The organism is Oceanobacillus sp. CFH 90083 (assembly GCF_009389585.1).
In the GTDB taxonomy this organism is placed as follows: Bacteria; Bacillota; Bacilli; order Bacillales; family Amphibacillaceae; genus Oceanobacillus.
Window position 1 is genome coordinate 104,180 of the sequence record NZ_VIYG01000004.1, and the last position, 23,054, is coordinate 127,233.

General features: G+C 37.9%; 22 protein-coding genes and 1 pseudogene. 14 read left to right on the forward strand and 9 right to left on the reverse strand.

The window, feature by feature from the left end; all coding sequences use genetic code 11:
- The first annotated feature begins 137 nt into the window (after nt 1–137).
- Both FLK20_RS21575 and FLK20_RS07375 read left to right on the forward strand, forming a co-directional pair.
- On the forward strand, nt 138–1,028 hold the full coding sequence (locus FLK20_RS21575) for a cupin domain-containing protein (RefSeq protein ID WP_227994908.1): 891 nt from the start codon (nt 138–140) through the stop codon (nt 1,026–1,028).
- Between the two features lie 193 nt (nt 1,029–1,221).
- Nucleotides 1,222–1,605 (forward strand): hypothetical protein, encoded by a 384-nt coding sequence (locus tag FLK20_RS07375; RefSeq protein ID WP_152655923.1) that lies wholly within the window; start codon nt 1,222–1,224, stop codon nt 1,603–1,605.
- 43 nt (nt 1,606–1,648) lie between these two features.
- Here the strand turns inward: FLK20_RS07375 and FLK20_RS07380 are convergent, their stop codons facing one another.
- A complete protein-coding gene (locus tag FLK20_RS07380) occupies nt 1,649–2,587 on the reverse strand; it encodes an AEC family transporter (protein ID WP_152655924.1) in 939 nt (312 codons plus the stop codon).
- A 162-nt stretch (nt 2,588–2,749) separates the two neighbouring features.
- Between FLK20_RS07380 and FLK20_RS07385 the strand changes: the two genes are divergently transcribed.
- The gene (locus tag FLK20_RS07385; protein WP_152655925.1) at nt 2,750–3,202 is read left to right on the forward strand and encodes a GNAT family N-acetyltransferase; all 453 of its coding nucleotides are present in this window, start codon (nt 2,750–2,752) and stop codon (nt 3,200–3,202) included.
- A 51-nt stretch (nt 3,203–3,253) separates the two neighbouring features.
- On the opposite strand, the gene FLK20_RS07390 is transcribed toward FLK20_RS07385, so the two are convergent.
- Entirely contained in the window at nt 3,254–4,567 is a 1,314-nt protein-coding gene (locus FLK20_RS07390) for a lysine N(6)-hydroxylase/L-ornithine N(5)-oxygenase family protein (RefSeq protein WP_152655926.1), read from the reverse strand.
- A gap of 269 nt (nt 4,568–4,836) precedes the next feature.
- Here FLK20_RS07390 and FLK20_RS07395 point away from each other — a divergent pair, with 269 nt between their 5' ends.
- From FLK20_RS07395 to nadE, 6 genes and pseudogenes are all read left to right on the forward strand, one after another.
- Nucleotides 4,837–5,175, forward strand: coding sequence for a hypothetical protein (locus tag FLK20_RS07395; RefSeq protein ID WP_152655927.1), 339 nt, complete (start codon nt 4,837–4,839; stop codon nt 5,173–5,175).
- 159 nt (nt 5,176–5,334) lie between these two features.
- Nucleotides 5,335–6,096: a MerR family transcriptional regulator gene (locus FLK20_RS07400; RefSeq protein ID WP_152655928.1), complete on the forward strand. Its 762-nt coding sequence runs from the start codon at nt 5,335–5,337 to the stop codon at nt 6,094–6,096.
- Nucleotides 6,097–6,209: 113 nt separating this feature from the next.
- Nucleotides 6,210–6,860 (forward strand): hypothetical protein, encoded by a 651-nt coding sequence (locus FLK20_RS07405; RefSeq protein WP_152655929.1) that lies wholly within the window; start codon nt 6,210–6,212, stop codon nt 6,858–6,860.
- Nucleotides 6,861–7,131: 271 nt separating this feature from the next.
- Nucleotides 7,132–7,384: pseudogene (gene tnpA / locus FLK20_RS22230) on the forward strand (IS200/IS605 family transposase); the annotation flags it as partial.
- Nucleotides 7,385–7,908: 524 nt separating this feature from the next.
- Nucleotides 7,909–9,369 carry a nicotinate phosphoribosyltransferase gene (locus tag FLK20_RS07410; protein ID WP_152655930.1) on the forward strand — a complete coding sequence of 487 codons (1,461 nt, stop codon included), beginning with the start codon at nt 7,909–7,911 and terminating at the stop codon, nt 9,367–9,369.
- Between the two features lie 21 nt (nt 9,370–9,390).
- The gene (nadE, locus tag FLK20_RS07415) at nt 9,391–10,218 is read left to right on the forward strand and encodes an ammonia-dependent NAD(+) synthetase (protein WP_152655931.1); all 828 of its coding nucleotides are present in this window, start codon (nt 9,391–9,393) and stop codon (nt 10,216–10,218) included.
- Nucleotides 10,219–10,681: 463 nt separating this feature from the next.
- On the opposite strand, the gene FLK20_RS07420 is transcribed toward nadE, so the two are convergent.
- From FLK20_RS07420 to FLK20_RS07430, 3 genes are all read right to left on the reverse strand, one after another.
- Nucleotides 10,682–11,623: an AEC family transporter gene (locus FLK20_RS07420; RefSeq protein WP_152655932.1), complete on the reverse strand. Its 942-nt coding sequence runs from the start codon at nt 11,621–11,623 to the stop codon at nt 10,682–10,684.
- A gap of 69 nt (nt 11,624–11,692) precedes the next feature.
- On the reverse strand, nt 11,693–13,204 hold the full coding sequence (xylB, locus tag FLK20_RS07425) for a xylulokinase (RefSeq protein WP_152655933.1): 1,512 nt from the start codon (nt 13,202–13,204) through the stop codon (nt 11,693–11,695).
- Between the two features lie 251 nt (nt 13,205–13,455).
- A complete protein-coding gene (locus FLK20_RS07430; RefSeq protein ID WP_194165569.1) occupies nt 13,456–14,661 on the reverse strand; it encodes an ROK family transcriptional regulator in 1,206 nt (401 codons plus the stop codon).
- A gap of 566 nt (nt 14,662–15,227) precedes the next feature.
- On the opposite strand from FLK20_RS07430, the gene FLK20_RS07435 reads away from it, so the two are divergent.
- From FLK20_RS07435 to FLK20_RS07450, 4 genes are all read left to right on the forward strand, one after another.
- Complete coding sequence (locus FLK20_RS07435; RefSeq protein WP_152655935.1) at nt 15,228–16,058, forward strand: sugar phosphate isomerase/epimerase family protein; 831 nt, start codon at nt 15,228–15,230, stop codon at nt 16,056–16,058.
- Complete coding sequence (locus FLK20_RS07440) at nt 16,055–16,948, forward strand: sugar phosphate isomerase/epimerase family protein (RefSeq protein WP_152655936.1); 894 nt, start codon at nt 16,055–16,057, stop codon at nt 16,946–16,948. The genes FLK20_RS07435 and FLK20_RS07440 overlap by 4 nt, the downstream gene beginning before the upstream one ends.
- A gap of 55 nt (nt 16,949–17,003) precedes the next feature.
- The gene (locus FLK20_RS07445; RefSeq protein WP_152655937.1) at nt 17,004–18,011 is read left to right on the forward strand and encodes a 2-keto-3-deoxygluconate permease; all 1,008 of its coding nucleotides are present in this window, start codon (nt 17,004–17,006) and stop codon (nt 18,009–18,011) included.
- Between the two features lie 72 nt (nt 18,012–18,083).
- A complete protein-coding gene (locus FLK20_RS07450) occupies nt 18,084–19,130 on the forward strand; it encodes an Ldh family oxidoreductase (RefSeq protein ID WP_152655938.1) in 1,047 nt (348 codons plus the stop codon).
- Between the two features lie 243 nt (nt 19,131–19,373).
- On the opposite strand, the gene FLK20_RS07455 is transcribed toward FLK20_RS07450, so the two are convergent.
- Nucleotides 19,374–19,787, reverse strand: coding sequence for a MarR family winged helix-turn-helix transcriptional regulator (locus FLK20_RS07455; protein ID WP_152655939.1), 414 nt, complete (start codon nt 19,785–19,787; stop codon nt 19,374–19,376).
- Between the two features lie 95 nt (nt 19,788–19,882).
- On the opposite strand from FLK20_RS07455, the gene FLK20_RS07460 reads away from it, so the two are divergent.
- A complete protein-coding gene (locus FLK20_RS07460) occupies nt 19,883–20,929 on the forward strand; it encodes an NADH:flavin oxidoreductase/NADH oxidase (protein ID WP_152655940.1) in 1,047 nt (348 codons plus the stop codon).
- A 273-nt stretch (nt 20,930–21,202) separates the two neighbouring features.
- Here the strand turns inward: FLK20_RS07460 and FLK20_RS07465 are convergent, their stop codons facing one another.
- The 3 genes from FLK20_RS07465 to FLK20_RS07475 all read right to left on the reverse strand — a co-directional run bounded on the left by FLK20_RS07465 (nt 21,203) and on the right by FLK20_RS07475 (nt 22,995).
- Nucleotides 21,203–22,045, reverse strand: a complete 843-nt coding sequence (locus FLK20_RS07465; RefSeq protein ID WP_152655941.1) for an aldo/keto reductase — start codon at nt 22,043–22,045, stop codon at nt 21,203–21,205.
- 149 nt (nt 22,046–22,194) lie between these two features.
- Nucleotides 22,195–22,626 (reverse strand): VOC family protein, encoded by a 432-nt coding sequence (locus tag FLK20_RS07470; RefSeq protein ID WP_152655942.1) that lies wholly within the window; start codon nt 22,624–22,626, stop codon nt 22,195–22,197.
- A 12-nt stretch (nt 22,627–22,638) separates the two neighbouring features.
- Complete coding sequence (locus FLK20_RS07475; protein WP_152655943.1) at nt 22,639–22,995, reverse strand: nuclear transport factor 2 family protein; 357 nt, start codon at nt 22,993–22,995, stop codon at nt 22,639–22,641.
- Nucleotides 22,996–23,054: the final 59 nt, after the last annotated feature.

The following is a 23,054-nucleotide window of genomic DNA, read 5'->3' on the forward strand; positions in this document are numbered from 1 at the left end:
GGGAATATTTAGACACAGGATAATATAAGATGAATGGGGAGATGCTTTCAGGTGTCTCTTCTTTTTTCCGGGTTCCATTTTTCATTTATAGTCATATGCTGATAGAAGATTAAGGAAAGGTAGGTAAAAAGACTAAAATGTATTATAATCCTTTTTATCAGCAGCAAATGAATCGAATGAATCCACATTTAAATCAGGGAAGCGCCTATGATAAACAGACAGCTATTATGGTAGAGGAAACGTTGCAGCGTGAAGCAGCGTTAATTCCTATGTATTTTCAAGTGCTGGAGCCGTTTAGGCAGGAAGACTCCGGACAGGAAATACTCTATGCTGTGCAATCTAAAAATCAAATAGCAGCAAGCCTGGAGCAGATTTATCAACATTTCACTGGACGGCAGATAGATACAAGACAGTCAGAGCATAAACAGGAAGAGCATGTAAGTTTTGAATCTATTTATGAATATGCTCTTCAAAGCTATGAAGAACACTATCGTAAAAGTGAGCAGGTGAATGAGCCGTATTCCCGGCAGCTGCTTTATCAGCTGGCGATGACAGATTATCAAATTGCGAATCATTTAGCAGAGTATTTAGAAACCAGTCAGGACTCCCAAATGTATTCCCGGGTTACTGATTATGGAGGAAATCCCTTTGTTATTGATATTGAAAATGCAGCAGAAGCAAACACAAATTACCGTACCGCCTTGTGGACAGGAGAGCATCTTCAGGTTACATTAATGAGCATCCCGGCAGGAAGTGATATTGGTTTAGAGGTACATCCGGATACAGACCAATTTCTGCGTATCGAAGAAGGAGAAGGAACTGTGCAGATGGGCAATCGGCAAGATAATCTGACTATTCAGCAGCAAGTGGAAGAAGATAGCGCTATTATGGTTCCTGCTGGTACATGGCATAACATAACAAATACAGGAGATGAAGCTTTAAAGCTGTATACGATTTATGCACCGCCACATCACCCATTTGGGACGGTAGAACGTACAAAGGAAGAGGCGATGCAAAAAGAAGGCTAAGAGTTATATTTTGTGCAGGAGTAATCACTGCAGCAGTTTATTTTTTTCATATAACAGGAAGCTGTTCTGTGAGCAGATCGGCTTTCTGTTTCTTGATTAAAAAATCAGTTCCAACGTACCTGTTCCTTTAGTCTCTTTCATTTTTCGTTATTTGGTATATTTTAATGAAATAAAATGATAGAAGGGTACATAGATGGAGGTTCATATCAACAGAAACACAGGTCCACTTAGTGGATTCCCCAGTATAAAGGTTAACGTTAATGGAGAAGCACAGGGGAAACTGAAAGGTAATGATGTATTTATTGCATCCGTTTCTGAAGATACAGCTGAGATTACAGTTAATCAGAGCTTTTTCTCCAGCAATTCTTTGACAGTTCACCATGGAGACCGCGTTGAAGAGACTGTAAATAAAAAATACTCTCCGCTTTTTGTGGCGGGTTTGCTGGGTATTATACTTGGAGGACTAACAAAAGCTATATTGTTTCACGTTGTTGGATTAATTTGTACTTATCATAAGGTGCTGGAAATTGGTTTATCATTAAGAAAAAGTAGAATGAAAGCAGACGCGCATGAGTGACATGTTCATCTGCTTTCACTTATTTTACACGCAGTAGTAAATATCAGCTGATCCAAAAGGTGGACAGCCAGGCGATAAAGGGAATTGTTCCGAGAGCAAGTAATGTAGAAAACACAGATGTAACCACGGCTTCTTGTTCTCTATCTGTATAGCGGGAAAATAGAACAGCTGACAGCATAAAGGTTGGCATACAGGAAAGAATCACTAATATATTTTTGAGCAAAGCTTCAATTGGCAGAAAGGACAGAATAATCATAATCATCATTGGCAGGATAAGCAGCTTCCACGTTAAGGGCATCCATAGCTCGCGATAAAATAAAGGCTCTTTGCTGCGAAAAAGCTCCGGCAGACTAAAACCGACATAGAGCATGGCCATTGGAGCAGCTAATGCTGAGAGCATGCTGGCCAGATCTTTTAATAAAACAGGAGCCTCCCAGCCGCTGAAAGCAAAAAGAAGCCCAAAACTGATCGCAATTAATGGCATATTCACCAGCGCTTTTAAATGTCTCCATTCGAAGCGATCGTCACTTTGCAATAGGTAGATTCCTAAAGAAAAGACAACAACATCCAGTCCTGCATCAAAAATAGCAGCAAGTAAACCGCCTATCGGTCCGAAGATAGCGGCACATAATGGAATGCCAATAAAACCAGAATTTCCAATGGCAGCCAGTAAAGCGAGCTGCTTTGATTTTGTCATGGAGAAGCCGATAATTTTTCCAAATAAGAAACAAATACCAACTGCTGAAACATTAAAGCTGACACTGAGAATAAATATCTGAATAACCTGATGCAGCACGTCATCCGTTAAATCGGTATTGAAGACACCATTTAAAATAATAAATGGAACAGCAACATTGATAATAACGCTCATAAATAGCTGTTTTGCTTCATATGTAATTGTATTTTTCAAGGCGACCAATGCCCCGATGAATAAAATAAGTCCCATCATAATGACGGTTAGGACGACAATGGTAACATTCATTTTAATCTCCTTTAAATTTGTAAATATTGATATACTATATTTGATTTCTAATTCCTAATATTAGAAGATTACAAAGAAAGAAACAAGTCAATTTTAAAGAAAACTTGGTTGTCACCAAGCTTTTGGGTGACATCCTTAACTGTCAAAAAAGAGGTGAAAAATATGATACGTCAGCTGCGTGCAGAAGAAGCGTTACCTATGAATCTGTTATTGCTTGCTGATCCATCAGAGAGATTAGTGCGTGATTATACTTCAAGAGGAACTTGCTATGTGCTGGAGAAAGAAGAAAAGATGATTGGTGTGTATGTTCTTCTGCCGACAAGGCCAGATACAGTGGAACTGGTAAATGTTGCTGTCGATGAAGATTATCACGGGCAAGGATTTGGAAAACAGCTGGTATTACATGCTGTGCAGACAGCAAAACAGCAGGGGTACCGCACGATAGAGATTGGAACAGGTAATTCAGGGGTTACACAGCTAGCTTTGTATCAGAAATGCGGTTTTCGCATGGTCTCCATTGATCGTGACTTCTTTTTGCGTCACTATGACGAGCCAATCTTTGAAAATGGGATACAGGTTGTGGATATGGTAAGGCTGGAAATGGATTTAATGTAGAGAAAAAGATGCTGAATGTGTATGAAGCACACCTGGCATCTTTTTCTGTAATTATGATTTTTTCATTTCAAATTGTTGAAAAACTGCTTGATCCGGTGTGGAATAGACTTCTTTACCAACAATGGAATTGATGATTTTTTGATTACGTAATACTGATAGCCCAAGGTTTGTTGCGCTGGAACCATGGGAATGCTCAATGTTTGTCAAGGTGAAAATTTGATTCTCGCGGGAGTCCTTAAAGACAAGACGATAATCTGCTGTTACGCGGAATCTTTTTTCATCCTCCCATTCTATTTTTTCATAAAAATTCTCCAGCCAGTCTGGGAGATACGGCTTATATCCGGTTGCAAGAATAACTTTGTCTGTATGATAAGTAAATTTCTCACCTTTTTGCCATTGTTCACATTGCAGACGGTAGCTTTCTGTATTTGAATCAGTTTGTGCCTCAATCGCATTTACCGCAGTATTTGTCTGGATAGTGACCTCGTGCAAAGCAGACTCGATGGAACGGTTATAGAGCAGCTCATAAATCTTTTCCAACAGTTTAGGATCTACACCGTTTCGGATAGTACTTAAATTTTCAAGAGATTCCATCCGAGCTTCCATTGTCAGGTTATGGAAGTAATCAATATACTCTGGAGAAAACACTTCTCTGCCAAGTCCTGTATCCTCCTTTTGGAAAATTCCGCCGGAACGGGTAAACCAGGTTAAATCATAACCGCAGTTTTTTTGGTCCTTTAACAAATCATAAAACACCTCTGATGCACTTTGTCCTGAACCTACGACAGTAATAGAGCTTCCTTCTTTTAAAGCATCTTGAAAATAAGTATAACGGCTGGTATGTGTGATATCCTCTTCCGGGAACCCCTGTAATGGTGCTGGAATATTCGGGATGCTGCCTGTTCCTAAAATGATATGTTTTGCATAATAGATTTTTTTACTGCCATCCTCTATGGACAGGACGGTGACTGCATAACAGGATTTATCCGGCACTTCTGACACATCTGTTACACATTGTCCAAACTGACAATTGCTTAACTCTGAAGCTACCCATTTGCAATAAGCATTATATTCCTCTCTGGGAATGGTAAAACGGTTAAAAAAGAAAAATGAATACATACGATTATGCTTGTAAAGATAATTTAGATAAGAAAAGCGATTTGTAGGATCTGCAAATGTCACAAGATCTGCAATAAAAGGTGTTTGCAGGTCCATCCCTTCAATCAGCATCCCCGGATGCCAATCAAAAGAAACCTCCTGCTCAAAAAATAAAATGTCTGCTTCATCCAAATCATTTGTTAAAGCAGCAAGACTTAAATTAAATGGACCAATTCCAATACCGATAGCATCATATATTTTGTTCATTGTCGTTCCTCCGATTGTGTTAACTGTATAAGTGTTTTTAATAGTATAGAAAGGTTTGGTACGTGAAAATGGAGAATATAACTGCTCGAATATCTTCCACAGAAGAACGGGAACAGAGAGTAGACATATTATCTTTTCCCCATCCCTGTGAAAATAAACGCTTAGTGAAGAAGGAATATTTCTCATCAAATTCTCATTTTCCTTTAAGTACATTTTAAGAAGCTTTCCACTAAACTGGTAATTGTAAATAAATCAAGGAGGTTTTTTACATGAAGACAATTTTACTATCTACAGTAACAGGAGCATTATTATTCACTGGAATCTATTCCAACACAGGAGAAGCGGAAGAAATTACAAAAGGTAATGAAGCAGTGGCTTTTGAAGAACAAACAGGCGAAAGTGCGCAGGAAGAAATGCAAGCTATTCAAAATCAAATTCCATCAGGAAATGATTCTGTTCAAGTTGTGGAGGATAATCCGCATAAACGAATTCTGTTTATCGGGGATGAAAATAATCAGAAAAAGTATAAAACCATTTTTATCAAGGATACAAGCCGCTTGAAAATAATTGATTTAAATGGCGGACTAATTTTTAATGAAATTATTTAAATAAGGTAAGATAAACCCATCTTAGAAGCGGATTAAGATGGGTTTTTATATTTTCTTACTTACAGGAGCGCAACCAGATTTTCTAATATAATATTAAAAAAGACTTGACCTTTACGCTGCGTAAATCTTTATATTAAGAATAGAAGGGAGGTAAAAGGAATGAGATATTCCATCAAACAAGTAGCTGATATGTCTGGTATCAGCACACGAACACTCCGTTATTATGATCAAATTGATTTATTAAAGCCTGCAAAGCTTTCAGATTCAGGATACCGGCTTTATGGAGAAAAAGAAATAAATCGTCTGCAGCAAATTTTACTCTATCGTTCATTAGGGATGAAACTGGAGCAGATTCACTCCGTATTGGATAATCCTGATTTTAATACGCTTGCTGCATTAGAAGAACATCAGTGCAAACTGGTAGCAGAAAAAGAAAGGATAAATCAATTGTTAGCTACGGTGAAAAAAACAATTCAACATACAAAAGGAGAGATTACGATGACAGCAGAAGAAAAATTTGAAGGATTTAAGAAAGAACGTCTGGAAGAGAATGAAAGGTTATATGGAAAAGAAATCAGAGAAAAATATGGCGAGAAAACAATAGAAGCATCGAATAAAAAGTGGATGAACCTCAGTGAAGCAGATTTTCAGGAAATGCAAAGAATAGAAGATGAATTATTTGCGAAGCTGGAGCAACTGGCAGAAACAAAAGATTTAGACGCAGCAGAAGCAAAAGAAGTCTATGAACACCATAAAAAATGGCTGATGTATTCTTGGCCAGATTATTCAGCAGAAGCACACAAAGGTTTGGTGCAAATGTATTTAGCAGATGAACGATTTGCGAAATATTATAATGATCGTGCTGGAAGAGAGGTTGTTTCACTTCTGCATGATGCAGTGGTTAAATATGCAACGGATTGATTCTGTTGAAAAAATCGGGGAGGAGAGATTTCCCGATTTTTTTACTATTATGAAACTTTTCTTCCACTCCTGCGTAAATAGTATAAAACGAACTTACAAAAAGGAGATAAGCCATGCAGGAAGCACTTTTAACCTACCAATGGGAATTATTTATTGCAGCTGAGATTCTTTCTGTTGTTTCGCTTTTATTATTTGGATTAACCAGGTACCTGCTGAATAAGAGGAAGTTAAGTGTTATCTTTATCAGTTTATTTTTAGCTTTGTTTATTTTTGAAGCCGTACTGGCTCTTTATATTTATCAGCTAACAGGAGAAATCAGTACATTTCAAATCATCATTACTATTTTTGTGCTCTACGCATGTACGTTTGGAATCGCTGACTTTAAACGGCTTGATCGCTGGATGCGGAAAACGATTGGTAAATGGCGCGGAGTTTCTTTGTTAACGGAAAAAGATGTGCAGATAATGGAGCGTCAGCAGAATGCTAAATATATTGCCCGCAAAAATCGTATTAGTGCAATGATGCACTTAATTATTTTTGTTGGGGTACAAGCAGGTTTGTGGATTTATGGATTAGGCGGTACAGAAGGAATATTGGATTACTTATCGGATTTGTCCTGGATAGAGACAGATGATTACCGGCAGTCTCCGTATGCCAGTGATACAGCATTTGGATTGTCAAAGCTTTGGGGGCTTATCTTTATTGTTGATTTTATATATTCGTGGTCATACACGATTTTTCCAAAAAAACAAAAGCATAATTAAAAAAGCTGAAAAGAAATCGGTGGCAGATGTAGCTGAAAATTTTTTTCAGCTTTTGTTGTACGTTTGGAAAAGATAAAGTGCTTACCTATTTTTCGAATGAGAAAGCCCACTCCTTTAGGTGTGGGATGAGAATGAGGTCGGATACGGAGTGCCACTAAAAACGGAAAGTTTTGTGACGCTTCAAGTATCTGAAAAATGAACTCTTTTTGTTATATATGCATTGCAGTGCATCAGATAAGCCGATACAATATATATGAACGAATATAGATGAACAAACACAACCGTATTATTAGTTAACTATTATTTTGTTTTTTTGTCCCCAATTATAGAAGGAAACTATTTCTTTGTACGGATGTAGAGGAACGCTTCAAACAGTTAGTACGGGAAATATGTGAAAAATTGAAAATTGTTGTTGCTATTAGTGTGACACAGACCATACACATATGTTTTCAAACGTGTTGTCAACGCTTAACCCCGCTAATATTATGGCGAATATCAAAAGAGTGACTTCAAGAAAATGCAGATGAAAGTCAGAAAAAACAAAACTAGAGGGGAGTTGAACCGATGGCGAGAAATCATACACCGAGTTATACGATTGAATTTCCTGTGCACATCCCCCTTTGGCAACAACATCGGTTGGAAAAGAAATTCAACATTACAAGAATGGTCTATAATTCTTGCCTGGGGAAAGCCCTAAAAAGACATAAAGCGGTGAAAAGTGATAGGAAGATAAGGGCGCTGTTAAGAAGTGTATTAGTACCTTAGAACCCCACTGTTTTAGCTGTGGGAGTTGTCAGTTTATCTGAATTGCAGCGTGTACTGATGACCGTATCTGATCACTCGAGAATTACAAACACATCTGTCTTTTTCGGGAAAGCTCCTAAATTACCTTTTTTAGAAAAAGTTGTCGACCATCATGGAAACTTAAAGAAAACGGAGCGGAATTCATTCCGGCCGTTCCAGTTATATCGATTTAATGATCATATTGTTTTCTCATCTATTTGGTAATAAAATAGGAAACATATAAACCCACAGGAGGAAATCGGAAATGAATTATATAGATGACAGCTTAATGCTGCATACAGATCTTTATCAAATAAATATGGCTGAAACGTATTGGCGTGATGGTGTACATAATCGCAGTGCTGTGTTTGATTTATACTTTCGCAAGCTTCCATTTGGAAATGGCTATGGAGTATATGCCGGGCTAGAGCGAATTATTGAGTATTTACATAACTTCCGCTTTAGTGAATCTGATTTAATCTATTTACAAGAGCTTGGTTATCAAGAGGACTTTATTGATTATTTACGCCGTCTTCGATTTACAGGCTCCCTGAAATCCATGCATGAAGGGGAAATTGTGTTTGCAAATGAACCGATTATCCGTGTGGAAGCACCATTAGCAGAAGCGCAATTGCTGGAGACGGCTTTATTAAACATTGTGAATTACCAAACACTTATTGCGACGAAGGCTTCACGTATCAGACAATTGGTCAGAGATAATCCTGTGATGGAGTTTGGCACAAGAAGAGCGCAGGAAATGGACGCCGCTGTGTGGGGAACAAGAGCTGCGTATATTGGCGGATTCAATGCGACAAGTAATGTCCGGGCAGGCAAATTATTTGGCATCCCTGTATCGGGGACTCATGCACATTCCATGGTGCAAGCTTACCGTGATGAATATACTGCCTTTAAAAAATATGCAGCAACGCATCGGGAATGTGTCTTTTTAGTAGACACTTACGATACACTGAATTCGGGCGTTCCGAATGCGATTAGAGTAGCACAAGAATTAGGGGACAACATTGATTTTAAAGGAATTCGGATTGATAGCGGCGACTTAGCTTATTTATCGAAGGAAGCTAGAAGAATGTTAGACGCGTCTGGCTTTGAAAATGCGAAAATTTATGTTTCGAATGATTTAGATGAATATACGATAGCAAGTCTCCAGGCTCAGCATGCAAAGATTGATGTATGGGGTATCGGGACAAAGCTGATTACAGCATATGATCAGCCTGCACTTGGAGCTGTTTATAAGCTGGTATCCATTGAGGATGAGCATGGGAAAATGGTGGATACCATTAAGCTTTCAGGCAATCCGGAAAAGATGACAACACCAGGAAAGAAAAAAGTGTACCGGATTATTAATCGAGGTAATCATCACAGCGAAGGAGATTATCTGACACTAGAGGATGAAGATCCCAATCAGGAAGCTGAAATTATGCTTTTCCATCCGATTCATACGTATTATAAGAAAATGGTTTCTAATTTTGATGCGGTGAATCTGCACCATGATATTGCAGTAGATGGTAAAATTGTCTATGAATGTCCCGGCCTGCTGCAAGTGCAAAATTATGTGAAGAATCAGCTTCAGCTTTTCTGGGATGAGTATAAACGTACAAACTATCCGGCTGAATACCCTGTCGATTTAAGCATAAAACTATGGAATAGTAAAATGGAGCATATTGAAAATGTGAAGAAGCAAGTAAAGCAGGATCAAGATCGTTAGTTTTTTAAAGGGGGTATATGAATGAGTGAATTACAGCAATCCGTTATCCAGGCATTACATGTAAAACCGGAAATCGATCCGAAAGAAGAAATCCGCATCCGGATAAATTTTATGAAGGAGTATTTGCAAAAATTTAGTTTTGCTAATGGCTTCGTTCTTGGCATATCAGGCGGACAGGATTCAACCTTGCTTTCAAAACTGGCTCAGCTGGCAATGGATGAATTGAACGAGGAGCAGAAAGAGCAAGCGTACCAATTTATTGGTGTCAAGCTGCCATATGGGGAGCAGGGAGATGCAGAAGATGTGGAAGATGCGATTCAGTTTGTCCAGCCTTCTAAGGTATTGACGGTCAATATTAAAGAAGCTGTGGATGCGAGTGAGAAAACATTACGTGCTGCAGGTGTTGTTATTAGTGATTTTTTAAAAGGAAATGAAAAAGCTAGAGAACGTATGAAAGCACAATACAGTATCGCGGGTGTGTATAACTGTTTTGTATTAGGGACAGATCACGCGGCAGAAGCAGTTACTGGATTCTTTACCAAGCATGGAGATGGTGCTTGTGATCTTGTGCCGCTTGACGGATTAAATAAGCGTCAAGGAAAGCAAATGTTAAAAGAATTGGGATGTCCTGAGCATCTTTATATGAAAAAGCCGACTGCTGATCTAGAAGATGAACGACCAGCCTTAGCAGATGAAGAAGCGTTAGGTGTCACGTATGAAGAAGTGGATGACTATTTAGAGGGAAAAGAAATATCTCAGAAGGCGAGAGAAACCATTGAAGCACATTATATAAAAACGATGCATAAGCGTGAGCCGATTGCTTCTGTTTATAATGATTGGTGGAAATAAGTGCAGGAGAGGGCGGATGAATCATTCGTCCTTTTTTGCAGAATGAGAAAGAATATAAAAAATGCTGAAGATAGCCGCTCCAGAAATACACTCCGCTTTCCGTGGGCTTGAGCTCAGCCTCCTCGAAAAAAAGAAGAGCACTTTTTTCCTGCGGGGTCTTCCCACTGCGCATTCCCACAGGAGTCTCCGTGTATTTCTTCCGCTAGAATTAGTTTGAATTCTTTGTAAGAAAGCAAAAGAAACATACTTCTTCTAAGATGGGAGCGGATGTTGTCGACTCCTACAGGAAAAGCAACAGGTAGACCTGAGCAGGAAGCGGTCTTCCTCCGAGGAGGCTAAGGCCGTTGCCCGTGGAAAGCGACTTCCCGTAGCGAACATCTCCTCGGCAAGAACACCAGTGTTTTAAAGACCAAGTGACTTTCTTGGCAAGCTCTTTTGGTCAGGAGGGTGTAACATACATCTGCTAGATAAAATATAAAAAAAGTAAATAAACCAGAGGAATGCTGACAGCCGAAAGAAGGGTGGAGAAAAAGACAACCACCGCAGAAAATTCCGCGTCTCCCCCATATACTTGTGCATACATACTTATCGTGGCAGGACTTGGTGTCGCAGAAAGCAGACATGCTATCATAAACCACTCAAATGGAAGATGAAATAACAGTAATGGCAGAAAAAAGAGGATTGGATAAATAAATAACCTGCTTATGACGGCGATATAAACGAAAATATCCTTCATATATGTGATAACATCTGAAAAAGTAATCGTTGAAATCATCATACCGATCATAATCATGGATAAAGGTACTGTCATCTGCCCGATGGTCGCTACCGGCTCCATAATAAAAGCAGGAATTTGAACAGGAAAGATAAATAAAATAAAACCGAACACTGTTGCTAAAAAGCCGGGATTTTTCAGGATAAACACAGCTTTGGAATCTGGAAGCATGCCAGGGTTCATAATATAAATGGCATATGTCCACATCAAAACGTAATAAATCAGATTAAATACAGAAGCAAGCAGAATTCCCTCCTGGCCGAACAGCTGCAGAATAATCACCATGCCGATAAATCCTTGATTACCAAATAAAATAACATTTTCAAATACCGCTTTACGTTCTATCGGCAATGTCAATCTTCTCGTAATAAACCGGCTTAAAAAAAGGGTCCCTCCCATAATATAGATGGAAAGGACAAACATAATGAAGGCGCCATAAGCTTGTTCGTACTGGAAAGGTATATGCATGGAACTGATAATCAGACAGGGTAGAGCCACATATAATAATAAAGTTGTCATGGCACGCTGACCTTGTTCAGAGATCAGCTTCTTCCGTCTAATGATCCAGCCAATTGCAACAATAATATATAGAGAACCAATCTGATATGCCAGTGTAAACAATGAATCCATGCTCCTCCACCTCTCGCTTTAGCGTACCATTACAGGTTATTCATAAGGTGAGAAACATGTGATACATGACTACAATTCATTCCCATTTCGATATTTCATTAAATCCTTATTGATTTGCTTTGTCGATGCATAAACAGATTTATACAATGTAAAGAGTTCCTTGTATTTTTCTACATTTTCACGTATAGGCTCCACCGTTTGTGCATCCTCCAGAAAAACAGAAGCGCGTTCCGGAAGTGTTTCAAACCAGCCTGATCCATAAGCAGCCAGCATAGCAGCCCCCATTCCCGGACCTTGCTCACTGCTTGGTTTCATTACCGTGGCATTAAAAATATCTGCCTGCATTTGCAGCCACATCGTACTTTTTGCCCCGCCGCCAATAGATATAACGGTATCGACTGACTTTCCATTCTCCCTGAAAATTTCTACAGATTCATTTAATGAAAAAGTGATTCCTTCCATCACTGCTCTTGTAAAATGCTTGCGTTTATGAGAGCTGTCCATGCCAATAAAGCTGCCCCGGATAGATGCATCAACGTGAGGGGTACGTTCTCCAGCAATATAAGGCGTAAACAGGAGACCATTTGCCCCGACAGGAACGTCTGCTGCTTCTTGTAAAAGATCATCGAATGTCATTTCTTTGGCAAAGGTATTTTTAAACCAGGATAAGCTATAGCCTGCAGCAAGCGTAACTCCCATGGTATAAAAAGCATCGGGAGCAGCATGGTTAAGGTAATGTACCTTTCCCGCAAATGATTTATTACCGGCATCCTCATAAGATAAAACAACTCCAGAAGTACCGATACTGGCCATCGTTCTTCCTTCCTCCAAAATACCTGCCCCAATCGCTCCACAGGCATTATCAGCACCGCCGGCAAATACGTTGATTTTTCCAGAAAGTCCCGTTTTCTCCGCTATAATTTCATCAATATTTCCAACCATTTCATGAGAGGGAACAAGCGGCGGGCACAGCTCCGGATCAATATCTAACGCCGTGCAAATTTCATCGCTCCACGAACGCTTCTCTATATCTAACAAAAGTGTCCCTGCAGCATCCGAATAATCCATATGTAACCGGCCGGTTAATCGGAAGCGCAAATAATCCTTTGGTAATAAAAACAGCTTTGCTTTCGCATAATTTTCAGGTTCATATTTTTTTACCCATATTATTTTAGGCAGTGTAAAGCCTTCCAGTGCTATGTTTTTTGATATGTGGAGAAGTTTCTCTCTGCCAACCTGCTCTGTAATTTCCTGACATTCTTCTGTAGTACGTGTATCATTCCATAGGATAGCGGGTCGAATAGCATCATGGTTCTCATCTAATAATACAAGACCATGCATTTGTCCGGAAAAGCTGATTCCTTCAATATCAGATACATCTCCAGGAAAGCTGTCTGTAAGCTCAGCCAATCCAGCTATTGTCTGCTCTACCCAATCTTCCGGGTTTTGCTCGCTGTACCCCGCTTTTTCTTGCATTAAAGGGTATTCTTTTGATATTTCTTGAATCACTTTTCCATTCATGCTTACTAATAAAAGTTTGACTGCACTAGTCCCTAAGTCTATTCCAATGACATATTTCATCTCTTTTTATTTCCTTTCTGTTATTGTAATTTGGAGAATATATTTTTTCATCCATTCTTTGTCTAGAGAACGCTGTTAACAGCGTATCCTCCAATTTTTGGTACAAGCCGATATAATGTGATTGAATAGATGGTATACTATTCACTGTCTTAAACTCGAAGTGAAAGCAGTACCTGATATGAATGTAGTAAAATAAAAAGAGTTCCATGAAAAGCGTATCATTTTTGAAATGACTATTAAGAAATAATTATTTATTCAGAGCTAACGTGATAATCATTTTCAAAAAAGTGTGTTAATGCAATAGCAATGGCGCCAATAATGGTTGAATCAGAACCTAATTCAGAAAATAAAATTTCTAAGTTTTTATTGTGATCAGGTAATACATTTGTGTGAAGTGTTTCATTCAGAGAAGGTTCAACCCACTTTTTGAGTTTGGTAATATCTCCTCCTATTAAAACATTTTTAGGATTTAAAACATTTACAAGACTGATGAGACCTATACCTAGAAAACGCCCTATTTCTTCTATCTCTTTTATCACTAACGGATTATTTTGACCAGCCAGTGTTTCCAGGAATTCAATAGAAAGCTGTGAAAAAGGGCTGGCATCTAATTGTTCTGCTACCTCGGGCACACCCGAAAGTTTCTTTAGCAGGGTATTCGTGGAAGCATACATTTGCCAACAGCCTTTACTTCCACAAGAGCATCTTTTACCATTGTATTTAACGATAAGATGCCCTGCTTCTCCGGATAATCCATTATAGCCGCGAAATAATTCATTTTTTATAGTAGCGGCACTTCCTATGACATTGCCAACACTTATATACAAGGTATCGGTTAAAAGGTTATTCTTATCAAATTGCTTTTCTCCAATCAAACCAACCCGTGCCTGATTATCTACAACGCAAGGAATTCGAAATGTATCGACAATAGTTTGTCTTAAGTCTACAGAGTTCCATTTTAAAGATGGTGCTTTTAAAACTGTACCGTTCTCATTAATCATACCTGGAAAACCAATACCGATACACGTGATTTGAAAGAGGCTTTCTTTAGCATGACCCTGCATTTCTTTAATGGATTCAATGATATTTTTTATAACAAACTTTGGTGTGTTACTTCTTAACTCCTTTGTAAAACGCTTGACTATTTGTCCATTTAGATCAGCTAAGGCAACTTCTAATAGTTTCGACTTAACAGTAATCCCAATAACAAACCCGGAATCCCCCTTTATGGAATACATCGTTGGTTTTCTGCCTCCTGATGATACCCCTTCGCCTAATTGTTTAATAATCGAATCTGATTCAAGCTCATTAACTAATCGAGATACTGTTCCACGATTAAGCCCGGATTTAGTGACAATTTCAGGCTTTGAAAGAGGAGAGTAGTCTCTTATTATACTTAAAATTAATGCTTTATTAATTTTTTTGACCAAGTACTGGTCTGCAGTAATCGTTTCCACTTTAAATATCATTCCTTCCGCTATGTTTAGAGCATAAAAATGTAATGAAAGTAATTAAAGAGAACTTTGCATTTCCTGAGAACAAACAAAGATATTAAGGAGTAAAAATTTTAATCTTTGGCATAAACTTTTTGCCCTGCAGCAAATGTCTGTATATCACTATGAGGATATAAGGTTAAGATCTATTCAAACTGTATTTTGTAGCTTTACTTTATAGAAAAAATGCTTATTATCTCATTTTATATAATAATTATATGCATTTTTAAACCATATTTACAGTGATATACTTCATTTGCTTTGAAAAAAACGATTTATTTAAGTATATATTAACACCTTAAAACATTATTATATAAGCATTTTTGGAAAATAATAAAAAAAATCTTATATAAATTTAGTTCTTCCTATGGAAAAACAAAGTTTAGTGTGTTAATATAAATCCACTGAACAATTTTGTTCCAAAATGAAAACCCTTTCTTTTGCTAGCAATAAAAGGAAATAAGGCAATTACGTCGTGTTAAAGAAAATGAAAACGCTATCGGATTCTAATAGAAACAGGAGGATTGCAAATGTGTATTAAATTTGGGTGTCATACTTCTACTTGGGAATTGGACTACGATAAAGAAACGGATTACCTTGATGAAGTAATGAATACGGTAAGTAATGCAGATTTTAAAGGGGTAGATGTTCAGGTTGCGATGCTGGGAAGGTATCAAAATGCCCCTGAAAAGTTAAAACGGGCATTAGATGAAAGAGGAATTTCTCTGGCTTCATTAACAGTCCCATTTACATGGGCGAACGATGAAGAAACAAAAGGCGAAAGAGAACGTGCAGATTATTACATTGATTATTTAACAAATTTTCCTGGAGCAGTAATGAATCTTCCGTCACGAGTAGGGGCTAATAGAGACAATTTGCTGAAACGCCAAAAGCAAATTATTGCTTGTGCAAACGCTGTCGGAAAACGAGCATATGAAAAAGGCGTGCAAGCTTCTTTTCACCCGGCTTCTCCAGAAACATCCTATTTTAGAACGAAAGAGGATTACGATGTTTTATTTGACCTTTTAGATACATCCTATATGAGCTATACACCGGATGCAGGTCATATAAAAGCGGGAGGGATGCGTCCAGAAGAAATTATTACAGATAATCTTTCTATTATCAAGCATGTTCATTTTAAAGATTGCTCTAACAATAATGAATGGAGAGAAATGGGGACAGGAGATATTGATTTCCCTTATATCGTACAGACGCTCAAAGATAGCGGCTACCAAGGGTGGATTATGATTGAAGAAGAAACAGAAGAAGCTAGGGCAGATCCAGATAAAGTTATTTTAAATGTTGGAAAATATGTTGAAAAGAACTTGAAAACGATTGTAAATAAGGAGGGAAGAAAATGACAAATCGATTTATACCTTCCTTATTAGTGCCAGAAATTTTCTTTCCAGTAAAAGATAAAGATAACTTTACAGCAAATATTATCGAACAATTATCGGAAGAAGGATTTTATCGCTCTTATGAGATTGGAGATATCTCTCAATCTTTTGAGAGAAAGAGAATTTTAAATCTGGCAAAAGCAAATAATTATGAGCTGACACAATGGTTGACTTTTATCATCGATAGAAATGGACTGGATGTTTCATCGCTTGATTCAAAATTAAGAAAAGAAGCAGTAAAACAATTGAAAGAAAGCCTTTATGGTGCAGCGGAGTGTGGTGCATCCAATATCGCGTTTGTAACTGGGGCAGATCCAGGTGTTGCAAGACGTATGGATGCTATAGAAGGATTATATGAAAGTATATGTGAACTTTGTGAAGAAGCGGCTACTTATAATATGGATGTTTTAGTAGAACCATTAGATCGGGAAGCACATAAAAAACGGATCATTGGCCCTACAAAAGATGCTGTTGAATTGATTCGTCGAGTAAAAAAACAATTTAGTAATATTGGCTTAGCTTTTGATACGGCACATGCAGCGTTAAATGGAGAAGATATTAACGAAGCTTTAGAAAAAGCAAAGTGTGAGACGCATCAAATTCATTTTTCTAACGCGGTTCTGAACGATAAAGATAGTTTATATGGTGATAATCATATGCCGATTGGAGAGCCGGGATTTCTAACAGTGGATAAAATGGCATCTATTTTAAGAAAAGCGGATGAACTTGGTATAAGAAAAGAGAATGGCTTACGTGTGGCAGCAGAAGTAAGAGGAAGAGATACGGAGAATTATCTAAATAATGAAAAAGAAACTAGGAATATATTGGAAAATGCTCTTGAAATAAGATTTTAACATTTCTATTTAAGTTTGATTTCCAAAGAAAATTATTATAAAAGAGGCGAAATATATGGAAATTAAAAGATTTTTAGAGAGAATTCCTGGCGGGATGATGGTAGTCCCTCTTTTGCTGGGAGCAATAGTTAATACGGTGGCTCCAAATGCCTTAAGAATTGACGGGTTTACCCAAGCGTTATTTGTAGATGCTGTTCCAGTTTTAGCTGCATTATATCTTGTCTGTGCTGGAGCTCAGTTAAATCTTCGAAGCTTTGGTACAAGTGTTGCAAAAGGGGTAACACTTTTAACAGTAAAATGGCTTGTGGCAGTAATATTTACATTACTGGCTATTTGGTTCGGTGGAGAGTCTGGTCTCTGGTTAGGGCTTGCCCCTTTAGCTATTATGGCTGCGATGTCGAATAGTAACGGTGCTATGTATATGGCTGTAGCATCACAATATGGTAAACAGGATGATAAGGCAGCTTACTCTATACTGGTTTTAAATGATGGTCCTTTATTAACAATGCTGGCTTTTACAATATTGGGATTCATGGGATTTGTAGAAGGCATGTTCTCTATCATGCCATTCATATCTGTATTAATACCATTGCTAGTCGGTGTTGTCTTGGGGAATTTAGATGGAAAAATGAGAGACTTTTTTGTTAGTGGTAGCGATATGATTATACCATTTTTGGCTTTTGCTTTAGGAATGGGAATCAATTTAACAGCAATACTTGAAGGAGGATTAAGTGGAGTACTTTTAGGTGTATTTACTTTAATATTTACTGGAGGCGCTGCATTTTTCGTATTTAAATTATTTAAATGGAATCCAATTGTCGGTGCTGCTGAGGGAACAACAGCAGGTAATGCAGTAATGGTTCCAGCTGTAATAGCTGCGGCTAATCCTGCTTTTGCATCTGTTGAAGCTATATCAACTGTGCAAGTAGCAGCTTCAGCTGTGACCACAGCAATATTATTACCAATTGCTTTATCTTTATTAGTTAAGCTGACTGGTGCTCAAAAGAATACATTAACAGAGAATGTAACATCAAATGATGTTACTTCTGAAAAGGTTAATTAGTAGCAGAAGAAAACAAATTAAATCTTAAGAGCAAAAGGCTCTTAAAATATATAAGATGAGGGAGAAATATAAATGTATACAATGAAATTATCCAACGTAGAAACTTTTACTTTAGACGCTTTACAAGCTGTAGGTGTAGATGAAAAAGAAGCTGAAATTTGTGCAAAGAATATCAGTTTTGCAGATAAGCAAGGAACAGATACACATGGTATTATGCGAGTTCCTGTTTATATTGAACGGTTGCAGTCTGGAGCATTTAATGCAAAACCAAATACAAAATGGGTGAAGGAAACAGATACAATGGCTGTGCTGGATGCAGATGATGGAATGGGGCACTATCCAGCCCAGTTAGCAATGGAAAAAGCGATCGAAAAAGCAAGGGAAAAAGGTATTGGTTTTGCCACTTTATATAACGGCAATCATATAGGTGCCGGGGCATGTTATGCTCAAATGGCTGCTGAACAAGGTATGATTGGTTTCTTAACTACGAATGCAGGATCACTTATGGCAGCTTCAGGAGGAAAAGAGAGAGTATTAGGAAATAACCCGTTGTGTTTCTCTATTCCGCGAAAAGGTAAGGAACCTATTATACTAGATATTGCGAACAGTGTTGTTGCAGGTGGTAAGCTTCAGTTAGCTAGTTCAAAAGGAGAAGAGATTCCATTAGGCTGGGCATTAGATACAGAAGGAAACCCAACTACAGATCCAGATAAGGGATTAGAAGGAACGTTAGTACCTATCGGCGGCCATAAAGGGTATGGGCTAACTCTAGTTATGGATATTTTAGCCGGGGTGTTATCGGGAGCCAATTATAGCAAAAATATATCCTTATTAGACTATGATAAGCCTAATAAAGTAGGATGCACGATGATTGTAATAAATATTGATAAAATTATGCCTTTAGACAGATTTTATGATAGGTTAGATGATTTTACAGATATTATTGTAAACTCTGAAAAAATTGATGAAAATGGACATATTTATCTGCCAGGTGAGATTGAAGCTCAAACAAAACAAAAAAGGTTAGAAGCGGGAGTGGATATTGCGGATAGCCTTCATGAAGAATTAGTTGAGCTTTGTAAAGAGCTGAACTTAGATAAAGAAAAGTACGGGTTATAAGCTGATGAAACGAGTCCTTCATTCATGCCTTCTATGAAAGCATGAATGAAGGACTTAACTTTTAATACTTTGTAAAGTAGACTTGCTAATCAAGTAATATTGGGGAATTTTTGAAATGAATAACAGAGAGCTTTTTTAGGGCGGAAGCCAATATCAATGGCATTTTTCAATACACCGGAACAGAACGGTTATACTTCGGGTTACAAATACTGTTTTATATTATAAATAATTTTTAACTATCTCTTATTCAAGAAGGCGTATAATATTTTGTATATCCTTCTCACTCATTTGTTGCTGCAAACTTTCACTAATCAGCAATTGCATCTCCTGAATAAATTGTTCCCCTTTTTTCAGGAGAAAGATATCAACAGATCGTTTATCCTTTACATCCTTTTGGCGTTCAACTAATGACTCGCCTCGATATTGTTCCAATCTTGTAACTAAGCGTGATAAAGCACTATGGCTAAGACCCACTTTGGGGACTAATTCTGATAACCTCATCTTTTTTTGCTCTGATTGTGCCAAGTAGTACATAAGGTAAAATTCTTTAACTCCTAATTGGTATCGATCTTGGAGTGTGTAATCCATTGCTTTCAGTATACGATCGTGATATTTTGTCAGATTAATCCAAGTATCAAACAACTCGTTATTATTCATGCTTATAATCCTTTCTAATCTTATTTATTGACATTATTATATCATAAATTATATTATATGCATGTGCATACAAATAAAATAAAAGGAGTTTTTATGTGAATCATTTATTCAGTCCTTATAAAATTAAAGGTCTTTCACTAAAAAATCGAATTGTTATGTCACCGATGTGTCAATATTCCGTCACGAAAGAAGATGGTGCCCCAAATGATTGGCACTTTGTTCACTATGTATCAAGAGCGATTGGAGGAACTGGTCTAATTATTATAGAAATGACTAGTGTTACCCCTGAGGGGCGTATTACTAATGGCGATCTTGGTCTTTGGTCTGATGAACAAGTACCACATTACCAACGGCTTATTAATGAAATTAAAAAATATGACACCAAGGTTGGGATTCAGATTGCCCATGCAGGCAGAAAAGCAGAAGATGCTAATCAGCCTGTAGGAGCTTCCAATATACCTGTAGAAGTATTACCAGAAGAAACAATGAATGGGGAACTTAAACCGCCAAGAGCTTTAACAAACCAAGAAGTAAAAGAAACTGTTCAACAATTTAAACAGGCCGCTGAGAGAGCAGTAAAAGCGGGTTTTGATACCATCGAATTGCATGGCGCTCATGGTTATCTCTTGCATCAGTTTATGTCACCAAGCATCAATAATCGTACAGATGAGTATGGAGAAGACCTGGCACTCTTTGGAGAAGAAGTGATAAAGGCAGTCAAAGCTGTAATGCCAGCTGATATGCCATTAATCATGCGAATTTCTGCCATTGAGTATATAGATGGGGGCTACGGCTTGCCACACGCTATTAATATGGCAAAACGTTTTAAAAAAGCTGGTGTAGATGTTTTTCATGTTTCAAGTGGCGGGGAAGGAATTCCCGGAGAACGAAAACCGAAAAACACTCCGGGTTATCAGGTACCCTTTGCACGTGAGGTGAAAAAACAGTTAAATCTCCCAGTTATCGCTGTTGGTAAATTAAGCAACCCCGAACTGGCAGAAGCAACCATTACAAATGGAGATGCAGAGCTTGTAGCTGTTGCAAGAGGTATGCTTAATGATCCTTATTGGAGTTTGCATGCTGAGAAGAGATTAACTCATAAAGTAAAGCCACCTTTTCAATATGCTAGAGGAATGAGATAAAAAATAAAGGGACTGTTGTACAATCAGTTACCTAAGTGCACAACAGTCCCTTTTCGTATAAGAGGATGTTCAAAAAGTCCAATAAAAATGACACGGCGAATTTCTGCGTTGACCTGCTTTTTCCAATACTCACGTATTATAAAGCATACGCTCCGTTTGTAAAAAGCAGATCGCCTTGAACTTCTTGGTCCTATTTATCGGACTTTTTGAACACATACTATAAATGTTTTCTTAATTTATGAGTTGAAGGCGCCTTCTCTCCTTCGATATCTATCAAAACTCTTCATAAACAGCCGGGTTCTGATCTTTTAGACGTCCATCAGCCTGGGTAAGGCTATTAATCATAGCAACCTCTTCATCACTTAATTCAAAGTCAAAAATAGAGATATTTTCCTTCTGGCGGACTGGCGATGCTGATTTAGGGATTGCGATCGCTCCCAGCTGATAATGCCAGCGGAGAATAATTTGTGAAATGGTTTTATGGTGCTGATCAGCAAGCTTTTGTAAAGTTTCATTCTGAAGGAGGTCACTTGCTCTGGATAAAGGACTCCATGATTCCGTTGCAATATGATGCTTTGCATGGAATTTTAACTGTTCTTCCTGATTAAATAAAGGATGCAATTCAATCTGGTTCACAGTTGGTAAGATGCCTGTCTCTTTCTGAAGCCGCTCTAAATGTTCTGGTAAGAAGTTACATACACCGATGGAACGGATATAACCAAATTTTTGTGCATCAATTAACGCTTGCCAGGCTTCTACATAGTTATCCTGAATCGGGTTTGGCCAATGGATCAGGTATAAATCATAATAATCCAGATCTGCCCGGAATAAAGATTCTTGAATGGTAATAATAGCATCATCATAATGATGGTAACGTCCCGGAAGCTTAGAAGTTATAAATAATTCTTCACGTGGTACAGAGCTTCTGCGTACGGCTTTCCCTACAGTAGCTTCATTTTCATAATTATACGCTGAATCAATAAGTCGGTAGCCATTTGTAATGGCAGTATTAATTGCCTGTACTCCTTTTTCACCTTTCAGCTTGTACGTACCAAAGCCGACAGAAGGAATTTGAATACCATCATGTAATGAAATTGCTGGAATTTGCTTTGTCATCCGCCTATCCTCTCCTTTCACTTATACTTAAAATCCTACCTATCTGCTGAGGAAAATTCAAACAATTTGTTTAAAAAGAAAAACTCTTACCAAATTCGGGTAAGAGGAGAATAAAATATATTTGCTTTCATCTATCTATGAAAATAAACTTACATACATTCTTGAAGGTTCGTTGAGATTTGCCAGGTGATGCCAAATTTATCCTGCACCTGCCCATAAGAAGGACTCCAGTGCGTCTCCTGAAGCGGCATCAGCACTTTACCATCCGTTTTCAGCTTCTCAAATACTTCTTTGGATTTTTCAACATCCTCTAAAGTGACGCAGACATTTACTTGTGAACCTGTATCCAAAGGCTGACCTGGAAATGTATCGGAGAGCATAAAATACGTATTTCCTACTTGTATCTGGGCATGAAGTATCCGGCTCTTTGCTTCATCCGGGAGAGCAAATTCCGGATTCTCCGGTAAATCGCCAAAAGTCTGAATTCCCAGCACTTCGGCGTCCAGTGCATTTTGATAAAAATCAATCGCTTCCTTCCCTGTACCATCCATTGTTATATAAGCGTATACTCCTGCTGACATAGCATTCTCCTCCTATTTTTCCTGTGTTTGTTTAATCAAGTATGCGGTTAGATTTATTATTTTCCCATCCTTAAAGGTGTACCAATCATTAAAATAAAAAGTTACCAGCTTATCATCTTCAGCAGACTGCATTTCACCCTCTACAACAGCTGTATCTCCATCAATTAATGTCCGGTGAACCCTATAAACATCTGGCTTATAATCACGCATCGGCTCCATCTTTTTAATAAAAGCAGCTTTTCCCTCGGCGATACTATGTCCAACCTCATTTAAGACAATATTATCTGCAACTAATTCAAAAATAAAATCAACATCTCCATTGGCAAAAGCGATATTAATCTTTTCCATCAGTTTCCTGGAAACGGTCAATAAATTTCACTCCTTTCCTTCTTATCTATAGTATAGCAACAGCTGTTCAAACCGATTTC

Coding starts and splice junctions, on each gene's coding strand:
- FLK20_RS07435 (WP_152655935.1), top strand. CDS start 15,228: ATGTGTATTAAATTTGGGTGTCATACTTCTACTTGGGAATTGGACTAC.
- FLK20_RS07380 (WP_152655924.1), bottom strand. CDS start 2,587: ATGAATGTTACCATTGTCGTCCTAACCGTCATTATGATGGGACTTATT.
- FLK20_RS07400 (WP_152655928.1), top strand. CDS start 5,335: ATGAGATATTCCATCAAACAAGTAGCTGATATGTCTGGTATCAGCACA.
- FLK20_RS07440 (WP_152655936.1), top strand. CDS start 16,055: ATGACAAATCGATTTATACCTTCCTTATTAGTGCCAGAAATTTTCTTT.
- FLK20_RS07395 (WP_152655927.1), top strand. CDS start 4,837: ATGAAGACAATTTTACTATCTACAGTAACAGGAGCATTATTATTCACT.
- FLK20_RS07410 (WP_152655930.1), top strand. CDS start 7,909: ATGAATTATATAGATGACAGCTTAATGCTGCATACAGATCTTTATCAA.
- FLK20_RS07405 (WP_152655929.1), top strand. CDS start 6,210: ATGCAGGAAGCACTTTTAACCTACCAATGGGAATTATTTATTGCAGCT.
- FLK20_RS07385 (WP_152655925.1), top strand. CDS start 2,750: ATGATACGTCAGCTGCGTGCAGAAGAAGCGTTACCTATGAATCTGTTA.
- FLK20_RS07455 (WP_152655939.1), bottom strand. CDS start 19,787: ATGAATAATAACGAGTTGTTTGATACTTGGATTAATCTGACAAAATAT.
- nadE (WP_152655931.1), top strand. CDS start 9,391: ATGAGTGAATTACAGCAATCCGTTATCCAGGCATTACATGTAAAACCG.
- FLK20_RS07445 (WP_152655937.1), top strand. CDS start 17,004: ATGGAAATTAAAAGATTTTTAGAGAGAATTCCTGGCGGGATGATGGTA.
- FLK20_RS07390 (WP_152655926.1), bottom strand. CDS start 4,567: ATGAACAAAATATATGATGCTATCGGTATTGGAATTGGTCCATTTAAT.
- FLK20_RS07465 (WP_152655941.1), bottom strand. CDS start 22,045: ATGACAAAGCAAATTCCAGCAATTTCATTACATGATGGTATTCAAATT.
- FLK20_RS07470 (WP_152655942.1), bottom strand. CDS start 22,626: ATGTCAGCAGGAGTATACGCTTATATAACAATGGATGGTACAGGGAAG.
- FLK20_RS07375 (WP_152655923.1), top strand. CDS start 1,222: ATGGAGGTTCATATCAACAGAAACACAGGTCCACTTAGTGGATTCCCC.
- FLK20_RS07420 (WP_152655932.1), bottom strand. CDS start 11,623: ATGGATTCATTGTTTACACTGGCATATCAGATTGGTTCTCTATATATT.
- FLK20_RS21575 (WP_227994908.1), top strand. CDS start 138: ATGTATTATAATCCTTTTTATCAGCAGCAAATGAATCGAATGAATCCA.
- xylB (WP_152655933.1), bottom strand. CDS start 13,204: ATGAAATATGTCATTGGAATAGACTTAGGGACTAGTGCAGTCAAACTT.
- FLK20_RS07450 (WP_152655938.1), top strand. CDS start 18,084: ATGTATACAATGAAATTATCCAACGTAGAAACTTTTACTTTAGACGCT.